The 5,935-nt window shown below is 61.5% G+C and carries 6 protein-coding genes; 2 read left to right on the top strand and 4 right to left on the bottom strand.

The features are described 5' to 3' along the window. The first annotated feature begins 286 nt into the window (after positions 1-286). Positions 287-901, top strand: coding sequence for an alpha/beta hydrolase (locus QQL24_RS18630; protein ID WP_284313798.1), 615 nt, complete (start codon positions 287-289; stop codon positions 899-901). A 319-nt stretch (positions 902-1,220) separates the two neighbouring features. Beyond that, on the top strand, positions 1,221-2,453 hold the full coding sequence (locus QQL24_RS18625) for an MFS transporter (protein ID WP_284313797.1): 1,233 nt from the start codon (positions 1,221-1,223) through the stop codon (positions 2,451-2,453). A gap of 330 nt (positions 2,454-2,783) precedes the next feature. Here the strand turns inward: QQL24_RS18625 and QQL24_RS18620 are convergent, their stop codons facing one another. The 4 genes from QQL24_RS18620 to QQL24_RS18605 all read right to left on the bottom strand — a co-directional run bounded on the left by QQL24_RS18620 (position 2,784) and on the right by QQL24_RS18605 (position 5,487). Then, positions 2,784-2,939 carry a DUF3309 family protein gene (locus tag QQL24_RS18620; RefSeq protein WP_284313796.1) on the bottom strand — a complete coding sequence of 52 codons (156 nt, stop codon included), beginning with the start codon at positions 2,937-2,939 and terminating at the stop codon, positions 2,784-2,786. Positions 2,940-3,038: 99 nt separating this feature from the next. Beyond that, positions 3,039-3,425 (bottom strand): thiamine pyrophosphate-dependent enzyme, encoded by a 387-nt coding sequence (locus QQL24_RS18615; protein WP_284313795.1) that lies wholly within the window; start codon positions 3,423-3,425, stop codon positions 3,039-3,041. Further along, positions 3,404-4,150, bottom strand: a complete 747-nt coding sequence (locus QQL24_RS18610) for a glutathione S-transferase family protein (protein ID WP_284313794.1) — start codon at positions 4,148-4,150, stop codon at positions 3,404-3,406. Before QQL24_RS18610 ends, QQL24_RS18615 begins: the two co-directional genes overlap by 22 nt. Before the next feature lie 443 nt (positions 4,151-4,593). Further along, positions 4,594-5,487: a hypothetical protein gene (locus QQL24_RS18605; protein ID WP_284313793.1), complete on the bottom strand. Its 894-nt coding sequence runs from the start codon at positions 5,485-5,487 to the stop codon at positions 4,594-4,596. Positions 5,488-5,935: the final 448 nt, after the last annotated feature.

Genomic DNA, 5,935 nt, shown 5'->3' with positions numbered 1-5,935 from the left:
GCCAGAGCAGCAAAAACACCATATCAACGAACTTCGTGACACAGTAGAATGAAGACCCGCCTGAACCGCTTGCGCCTCATGGGAAAGAGAGGAGCCGGGTCTGAAGACCCACCCCCCAAAATTGCCCGCGCAGGATGGCGCTGCCCGGCCGTCTCGAACTATGCTGCGGCATGAATTGGCAACAAGCGACGAGCAAGACCGCCCTCCCGACAGCCGAGAGCTGGCGGAAATCTCCGATCTTCCGCTATGTCTCGGAAAGCAAAGAAATCGTCTGGTTGCGTCCCTGATGGCCCCCTATTCCGACCGTCTCGTCCTCCTCCTCCACGGCGTCGCCGCCTTCGGCCACGATCTCGATCCGCTTGCCAGGGTGCTGCGGCGCGCCCTGCCCGGGGCCGAGGTGATCGCGCCCGACGCGCCGCTCGCCTGCGTGCCCGGGCCGGGGCGGCAGTGGTACGATCTCGATGCCGTCACCCCGGCGAATCGTCCCGAGCGCATCGAGGCGACGCGGGGCGCTTGCGACGGCGTGATTGAGGGCCTCATTGCTCGCCACGGCTTTGCCGACAGGCCCGAGCGGGTGGCGTTGGTCGGCTTCTCGCAAGGGGCGACCATCGTGTTCGACGGCTTCGCCTCCGGCCGCTGGCGCGCGAAGGCGGTGGTGCTGCTCTCCGGGCGTTTCGTGAAGCCGCAGCCCTTCGCGCCGGCGAAGGAAACGCCCGTGCTGCTGGTGCATGGCGCCGCGGATGGCGCGGTGCCGCCCGACGAGGATGCGAAGGCCGAGCGCTGGCTGGCCGAGGCTGGGGTGCGGGTGGAGCGGCATCTGTTGCCGGGTGTGGGGCATGTTGTGTCGCCGAAAGCGGCTCGATTAGCAGCGCGGTTTTTGAAGGTGGAACTGTTAAGTTGAGGCGTGTGCCTACGACGAAGGGCGCAACGCGAAGCCTTCCCCACGAAGCTGGGGAAGGTGGCCCGACGAAGTCGGGTCGGATGGGGTGTGGTCCGACAGGCCAAACCCAAGAGTAAAGAGCCTCCACTTCTGCCGCGATCCATCCTTTTGGCTCGAAGCTAGCGGACCACACCCCATCCGTCATTGCTTCGCAATGCCACCTTCCCCAGCTTCGTGGGGAAGGCTTGGCGTCGCGCCTCATTCTTCACCTTCGCAATCCCGCATTGCGCACGAAGCCGCATCTCCCTAAAAGAAAATCGATTTTCCGCGGTTCCCCATCATGTCCGAACTTGTTTCGCCGCGCACGGGCGCTTTTCGCCATGCCGGCTTCTTTCGCTATTGGATTGCGCGCTTCCTCGGCAGTTTTTCCGCCCAGATCATGGGCGTGTCGGTGGGCTGGCAGGTCTATGACATCACCCGCGATCCCTTCGATCTCGGCATCGTGGGCCTCGTGCTGTTCCTGCCCGCCTTCCTGCTCGTGCTAGTGACGGGCGCGGTCGCCGACCGCTTCAACCGCGTGGCGATCATGACGGGCTGCATCATCGGCGAGGGGCTCTGCGCCATTGCCTTGCTCACCTTCACGATCACGGGCGCGCATACGGTGGTGCCGATCTTCGGCGTGCTGGTGGTGCTGGGCACGCTGCGCGCCTTCTTCGGGCCGGCGCAGCAATCGCTGATGCCTAATCTCGTGCCAGAGGGTGACCTCGCCAACGCCATCGCCTGGGGTTCCTCCTCCTGGCAGATCGCCACCGTGCTCGGCCCGGTCGCCGGCGGCCTGCTCTACGGCGTCTCGCCGGAAGCGGCCTATTCCACCTCGCTGGTGTTGCTCGCCGTCGCCGCCGTGCTGGCTGGCGGCATCCGTGCGCCGGCCCTGCTGCGGGTGAAGAGGGAGAAGCCGAGCTTCGAGACGCTGGTGGCCGGCTTCAACTATATCTGGAAGGAGAAGATCGTGCTCGGTGCCATCTCCTTCGATCTCTTCGCCGTGCTGCTGGGCGGCGCCACCGCGCTGCTGCCCGTCTATGCGCGCGACATCCTGACCGTCGGCCCCTGGGGCCTCGGCCTGTTGCGCTCCGCGCCGGGTGTCGGGGCGATCCTGGTCGCCGCCTTCCTGATGCGCCACCCGGTGCGCGACCATGCCGGCGTGATCATGTTCGTCTGCGTCGCGCTGTTCGGCTTCTTCACAGCCGTGTTCGGCGCTTCCACGCAGGTCTGGCTGTCGGTGCTGGCGCTCGCGCTGATGGGTGGCTTCGACATGGTGAGCGTCTATGTGCGCGAGACGCTGATCCAGCTCTGGACCCCGGACGCGGTGCGCGGGCGCGTGAACGCTGTCAACATGGTGTTCGTGGGCGCGTCGAACGAACTCGGCGAATTCCGCGCCGGCATCTCAGCCTGGGCCTTCGGCGCAGTGCCGGCGGTGATCCTGGGAGGGGCGGCTACCATCGGCGTTGCCGGCCTGTGGTGGTACTGGTTCCCGCAATTGCGGAAGGCGAGGCATCTGCGGGGGCGGGTGTAGGGGGATCGGGTTTTTGCCGGTCATTGTTGGACATGCAATGGCGGTCATTGTTGGACATGCAATGGTTTGCGTAGCCCCTCACCTCTATCCTCTCCCCGTAAGAACGGGGCGAGGGGGCGCAAGCGGCGCTCATTGTTCTCGAATGTTTCATCTCGCCCAACCGGTTGGGCGAGACTCGACCTCCCAAGCCGAGCCCCAACTTCGAAGTCCCCTCGCCCCGTTCTTACGGGGTGTCGTCAACTCTCTTGAGTTGACTAGGGATAGAGGTGAGGGGCTGCGCGACATTTCGCATTATAGATTTGCCGCAGGCGGAGCCTCACCCCCCTTACCCTATATTCGTCCCATCAGCACCAGGACGAGCAGGATGATCACGATGAGGCCAAGTCCGCCTGAGGGACCGTAGCCCCAACCATTGCTATAGCCCCAGGTTGGCAGGGCTCCGATAAGCATCAGGATGACGATGACGAGAAGAATGGTGCCAAGCATGAGAATCTCTCCGAGGCTTATTCTTGTTTGCCGACAGTAAACGCCGGCATGGCCCGAAGGTTCCCTCTGCTGCAATATTCTCGATCTGCGTTTTCTTTCTCAGAACACGACTTCGACTAGCCTCGGCCCGCTCTGGCCCATGGCGGAGCGGCAGGCCGAGATCAAACCGGCATTGGTTTCCACCCGCACAGCTTCAACGCCCATGCCCTCGGCAAGTTTCACCCAGTCGAGCACGGGATCGGTAAGTTCGAACATCGACAGGCCCTTGCGGCCGGGGCAGGCGAGGGCGGCGCCGGTCGCCACCGGCATGCCGTCGCCGATCGCTCCGCCTGAAAGCTGCAGGCAGTCATGCGGCTGGGCCGCATCGAGCAGCGGATAATAGGGAAAGCCCGCTGTGATGCTTGCTTCGGTTGCGTTGAAAGTCAGGAATTTTGCACGAGCGGGTCGTTCCGGGTTTTCGGTGGTCAGCGCTGGAGCGACGCCCACTCGCGGAGGCCAGGTCCATTGTAAATAGTTTTCCGCCTCGCCCATTCCACCTCTGCGGTGGTGGCGTAGGTGACCCCTGGCTCCCACCAGAGCGCTGCTTCCTGTTGGAAAGACGGCCGCTTCTCCATTCGCGCGACCAACGCAGTGAGTTTGGGCCGATTTGCAGCGCGCCACGATAATCGCAACGGGCGAGCTTCAATGAACTGACAAAAACAGGTCAGGAAAATATCCTGTGCAGAGACCACGCCGGGCACGAAGCCGTTCGCGACGTCGTTGAGCTGAGCCTCGAACCAATCAAGGAGATGCTGATTGCGAATCGCGCATCGCGTGGCATGGCCATTGTCTTCGTGCTGGACGCCCGACCATTGCAACTGCGATACCGTCGTGGTCGACACGCCGAACGTTTGCACCGTCGCGAGCACGAGCTTGTCGCGCCAGCTTTCCGTGGGGCGCACGAAATCGATCGCCAGCGGCTGCGCGCCTGCGGGCGCAGCAACGGCTGGATAGCTGGACATGAGGTAGTCAATGATCACCGCCGAGTCCCAAAGCGTCAGTTCGCCGTCGATAAAGGTCGGAACCTGAAGAGTTGGCGTGATCCTCGCGCGTTCTTCAACGCTTGGCGTCGTGATAGTCTCCTCGCGCTCGAAATCCAGCCCCTTTTCGACAAGCACAATGCGCACCGCGCGTGCGAAGGGCGATCCCATGGTGAAAAACAGCTTGCGCATTTTAGGGCCCCCTTGAATGGCGATCCGCCTTGTCAACTATGGACGGAAGGTTTGCTCGCTCCGTTTTCCACGTCTCTCAAAATCCCTTCACTTTCGGCCTGAAATCGCCGTTCCGGAACTCAGAGATTTTGCATCACACGCGATTTCACCATGGAGCAGGAAAGTGATATTTCACAGCCCACTTTCGTTCATTGTGGGTCTCGTCCCCTAGAGCAAAGCGCGTTTTGGTGGCAACGCAGCTTTACTCTGACTCTTTGTTTTCCGACGCGTCTTTGCGTTTTGCCGATTCCGTGAAAACACAAAGCGCTCTAGCTTAGAGTGACGCTCGTCGGTCGGCCGAGGCTATCCCAGATAATAATTGTCAGCCAGGATCAACATATTAGCCAAGGCTCGAGGCGCGGCTGAGGCGGGATGATCCTCTCCCCAAGCCCCGCCGCATCCGGTCAATCAGCTTTTCTCTTGTCCTCGAGAGGCTTCGCCCAGACCATAAGCGACACCCCGTCGCTATTCGGCCTCTGGCTGAAGAGAAGGTCCGCCGTATCGGAAAGGCCCCGGTACATAAGTGTTCGCAGGATGATGCTCTTTTCCTGATCGCTTTCGTCTCCAGAGGGCACCATCATCCCGCCCGGCGTGTCGAAATCGGGGGGACCCAGTCGATTGATCGCGTCCTCGAAGGTTACGATCCCCTCGCACAGTTTCGCGAGACGGCTCTTTTCCGTGGGCGGGACATGAGCGAAAAGCGAATGCCGCTTCGATAGGGGAGCGGCACCGCCGCAGGAGAAGCAATAGCGCACGATGAGGCTGGATCTGGCGGGATTGTCGGTGATCCAGTACTCGTTTGTTTGGGCATCGAAATGAACGGGAAGCTCCGGATTGTCGGCGAACTTCTCCAGCCAGCCGCATGTACAGCGCCTGCGGTAACCCACATTTTCGTCCCGTTGCTGCGCGACCTGATAAAGCGCCTGATACGCAACGTCCTCAAGCGACGGCGCCGCGTCATCGATGCGCGCGGCCAGCATGTCGGCGGTATCTTGGTCAAGTGTAAGCGTAATATGGGGCATAGCGTCACCCTCTTTCAGACTGCCTCCCCCAAAGGTGAAGCTACATTTTCGCGCCTGAATATTGCAATGGGTTTGGGAGAGGTTATGGGGAATGCTCGTGGTGGCCGAGTATTCGTCATAGCTAGAAAAAAACCTTGGCGCGAGGTGGTGGACAGCCTGCGCGGTGTCGTCGAGTTCGACGACGGCCTTACAATTGGGAGGCCTGCAAGTGGAAACGCGTTTCGCCCCGCCGCCAATCGGGAAATCGCCGCCTGACCGGTAATCCAGCACCTGCACATGTCGCGGGGACGCCCGCGCTCTCCGGAACGTCGCTCAGCCTTTCGAGAAATGTCGCTGTCGGGCAGCAATCCTGCTTGCGCTGTCTCTAATGTCCCTCCGCAACCTGCATTCGGAGTCGCAGACAAATGGCAGTGTTCCCACGGCGAAGGTCGTCATCGTCGGGCTTGGGAGTATAGCCGTCGCGACCGTCGCCCACCACCTGATCGAGCGTAGGGATTTCGGTGACAATGCATTTATTTTAGTCACTCGGGCAGACCGCTCGTCAGTGACCGGATCAATCGACAACGCCCCGCGCGACCTCCTCCGTCGGTCATACATGCCGTTGAGGTTACAAGCACATAAAGAGAACTTTTCTTGACTTTCATTCGGTCCCATGTTTTATTCCCTGACGGAACGAGGCGTCAGCAGCCGGCGCAGGAACAACCCGGCCCCGAACGCCTCCATC

Source organism: Labrys miyagiensis, from assembly GCF_030160835.1.
GTDB lineage: Bacteria > Pseudomonadota > Alphaproteobacteria > Rhizobiales > Labraceae > Labrys > Labrys miyagiensis.
Note: the sequence above shows the minus strand (reverse complement) of the source record. Positions and strands in the feature narration are given on the sequence as shown.

What these genes read in the sequence shown, in the direction of transcription:
- QQL24_RS18610 (WP_284313794.1), bottom strand. Translation starts at nt 4,150, where the DNA reads ATGCGCAAGCTGTTTTTCACCATGGGATCGCCCTTCGCACGCGCGGTG.
- QQL24_RS18630 (WP_284313798.1), top strand. Translation starts at nt 287, where the DNA reads ATGGCCCCCTATTCCGACCGTCTCGTCCTCCTCCTCCACGGCGTCGCC.
- QQL24_RS18620 (WP_284313796.1), bottom strand. Translation starts at nt 2,939, where the DNA reads ATGCTTGGCACCATTCTTCTCGTCATCGTCATCCTGATGCTTATCGGA.
- QQL24_RS18625 (WP_284313797.1), top strand. Translation starts at nt 1,221, where the DNA reads ATGTCCGAACTTGTTTCGCCGCGCACGGGCGCTTTTCGCCATGCCGGC.